The organism is Phenylobacterium sp. (genome assembly GCF_036263695.1).
Taxonomy (GTDB): domain Bacteria; phylum Pseudomonadota; class Alphaproteobacteria; order Caulobacterales; family Caulobacteraceae; genus Phenylobacterium.
Window position 1 is genome coordinate 1 of record NZ_DATAGM010000422.1, and the last position, 2,636, is coordinate 2,636.

A 2,636-nucleotide genomic window follows, 5' to 3' on the forward strand; every position below is an offset into this window, starting at 1 on the left:
TGCTGGGCTTCGCCGACGACACTCTGGAGATCACCCGCTCCAAGGCCGACAAGCCCTCGGACAGCAGCGTCATCGTCCCGGCCCGCCGCAAGTCCGGACAGCTGACCATCGTCGACGCCGATCTCGCGGGCGAGCGGATCAGCGCCATCGTCGATTCCGGCTCGGAGGTCTCGCTCGGCAACTTCGCCCTACGCGAGCTCGCCCGCCGCAAGGACAAGACCTTCAAGCCCGGCGCGCCGGTCGGGCTGATCTCCGTCGCCGGCGAGCGGTTCGAGGGCGAAGCGGGCTTCCTGCCCTGGGTGCGGCTGGGCGGCCTGCAAATGGGCGCGGTGCCGGTGGTCTACGCCGACAGCCACGTCTTCAAGCTGTGGGAGCTGGAGCGTTCCCCCGCCCTGATCCTCGGCATGGACCTGCTGCGCCAGTTCGACACCGTCGCCCTCGACTTCGGCCGCTCCGCCGTGCGCTTCGACGCGATCGAACTGAAGACCTAGCTCTCCAGCGCCTTGAACCACCGCTCCAGCATCACCGCCTCGCCGCGCAGCCGCTCGGTGCGTTCGGCCGCCTCGGCGTCGATCCCCCACTTCTGTTCCTGGAAGGCCTCGTCGACACGTGAGAGCTCGAAGGCTTCCTCGCCGCTCAGCCGGCCCTTCAGCACCGCGATGGCCAGCAGCGTCGAGCCGAACAGCGCCGAGCCAAAGGCCAGCCCGGCCAGACGGAAGTCGTCCAGGGACAGCGCCAGCGCGCGGATCCGCGCCAGCGTCTCCTCGGGCTGCGGCTGGTGGATGATCCCGGACACGCGAACGAACCGCAGGCCCAGCTCCGCCTCCGCCCAGTCAAGCACCGGGCCCCAGGCGGCCGCCTGCCGCTCCACCAGCTGGGCCGGGTCTTCGGCGTAGTAGCAGACCAGGTCCGAGCCCGCGTACTGGGCCACCTGGTCGGCGGTGGCCTCGCGGGCGGCGGGGACCGCCTCCAGCGCCGTGTTGGCCAGCCGCATGACGTGCATGCCGGCCACCTCGATGGTCTCGCCCTGACGCGCCCACTCCTCGGCGATCTGGTCGGCCAGGGCGCGCGTCGGAAGGGCGAGCCTGCCGCCCTTCGGCGTGCGCACGGTGCGCGCGTCCAGCCGCACCTCGAACCCGTCCGGAGTCGGCTCCACCGAGACGGCCTTGTAGAAGCGCCGGGGCTTGTCCGCCGGCTCATGAAATCCGCGTCGCACAGTTCTTCTCTTCGTCAGCGCCGGCGTTGCGGCCCGAACGGTTCCGGGTCGGCCTCGTGCTGGTCGAATCCGAAACGCGCGAAGCCGGCCTTCATCTCGGGGGACAGCGGCGCCTCCAGGATCAGGGTCCCGCGCGAGGGGTGCGGCAGGATCAGACGCCGGGCGTGCAGCTGCAGCTTCAGGCCCTCAGATAGTTCCGCCGACGCCTCGTTGCCATACTTTGGATCGCCGAGGATCGGATGGCCCATGGCCAGCATGTGGGCCCGCAGCTGGTGGGTCCGCCCGGTATGCGGGCGCAACGCCATCCAGGCCACCCGCGCGCCGGCCCGGGAGATGGTGACGAACTCGGTCTCCGCAGGCTCGGCCCCGAACTCCTTCGGGTCGGCGGGACGCACCAGCTCGCGGTCGCCGACCCCGGTCTTGACCAGGTGCAGCTCGATCACGCCCTCGCCAGGCTTGGGAAAGCCGGCGACCAACGCCCAGTAGGTCTTCTGCGCCCGGCGCCTGGCGAAGGCGCCGGAGAGCTTCGCCGCCGCGCCCGGGGTCTTGCCCAGCACCAGCACCCCGGAGGTGTCGCGGTCCAGCCGGTGGACCAGCCTCGGCCGCTCCAGCCCTTCGCCCCAGGCGCTCAGCAGCCGGTCGATGTGCTTGGTGGTCTTGGTGCCGCCCTGCACCGCCAGGCCCGACGGCTTGTTGAGGACCAGCACCTCCTCGTCCTCGTAGAGCACCAGCGACTTGGCGTAAGCGACGTCGCGCTCGGAGAGCCCGTCCCGCTCGCCCTTGGGCGGGGCGTCCGGCAGCGGCGGGACGCGGATCTGGTTTCCGGCCTCCAGCCGGGTGTCCGGCTTTGCCCGGCCGCCGTCCACCCGCACCTGGCCGGACCGGATCAGCTTGTTCAGCTGCACATGGGTCAGGTGCGGCCAGCGCCTGCGGAACCAGCGGTCGAGCCGGACCCCGTCCTCGCCGGGCGCGACGGGAATGGTGCGCACCTCTCTCAAGCGAACATCCTCCGGGCCAGCCCCATCCCTGAGAACAGTGCGGCCACCGATAAAACGACCGAGCCGGCGGCATAGATCGCCGCCTGCCCCAGCTCCTGCCGGCGCAGCATCAGGCCGAGCTCGAGCGAGAAGGCCGAAAAAGTGGTGAAGCCGCCCAGCACGCCGACGCCCAGCAGCAGCCGAAGCTTCTCCTGCGCCTCCCCGCCGCGCAGCGCCAGTACATCGATCAGCAGGCCCATGGCCAGGCCGCCGATGACGTTCACCACCAAGGTGCCCCACGGCCAGCCGCCGCCCAGCGCCTTGTGGGCCGCCACGCCGGTCAGGTAGCGCAGCACAGCGCCCGCGCCGCCGCCGAGCCCCACCAGCAGGAGTTTTTCCATCGCGCCGTTATGGCCGGGCGCCGGGCCCAGGGCAAATGCAGC

At 71.2% G+C, this 2,636-nt stretch carries 4 protein-coding genes; 1 reads left to right on the top strand and 3 read right to left on the bottom strand.

The annotated features are described in order from the left end of the window. Positions 1–491 (top strand): retropepsin-like aspartic protease (locus VHK87_RS16890; RefSeq protein ID WP_329636054.1); only part of this gene is annotated, 491 nt, incomplete at its 5' end. Here VHK87_RS16890 and VHK87_RS16895 read toward each other — a convergent pair. Genes VHK87_RS16895 through crcB form a run of 3 tightly spaced genes read right to left on the bottom strand, consistent with a single transcriptional unit; the run spans position 488 to position 2,594 of the window. Beyond that, positions 488–1,216: an ATP12 family chaperone protein gene (locus VHK87_RS16895; RefSeq protein ID WP_329636055.1), complete on the bottom strand. Its 729-nt coding sequence runs from the start codon at positions 1,214–1,216 to the stop codon at positions 488–490. The genes VHK87_RS16890 and VHK87_RS16895 overlap by 4 nt on opposite strands. 14 nt (positions 1,217–1,230) lie before the next feature. Next, on the bottom strand, positions 1,231–2,214 hold the full coding sequence (locus VHK87_RS16900; protein WP_414694162.1) for an RluA family pseudouridine synthase: 984 nt from the start codon (positions 2,212–2,214) through the stop codon (positions 1,231–1,233). Then, positions 2,211–2,594 carry a fluoride efflux transporter CrcB gene (gene crcB / locus VHK87_RS16905; RefSeq protein ID WP_329636057.1) on the bottom strand — a complete coding sequence of 128 codons (384 nt, stop codon included), beginning with the start codon at positions 2,592–2,594 and terminating at the stop codon, positions 2,211–2,213. Before crcB ends, VHK87_RS16900 begins: the two co-directional genes overlap by 4 nt. Between the last annotated feature and the right edge of the window lie 42 nt (positions 2,595–2,636).

Excerpts from the sequence above, each read along its gene's own strand:
- crcB (WP_329636057.1), bottom strand. The coding sequence starts at position 2,594 with ATGGAAAAACTCCTGCTGGTGGGGCTCGGCGGCGGCGCGGGCGCTGTG.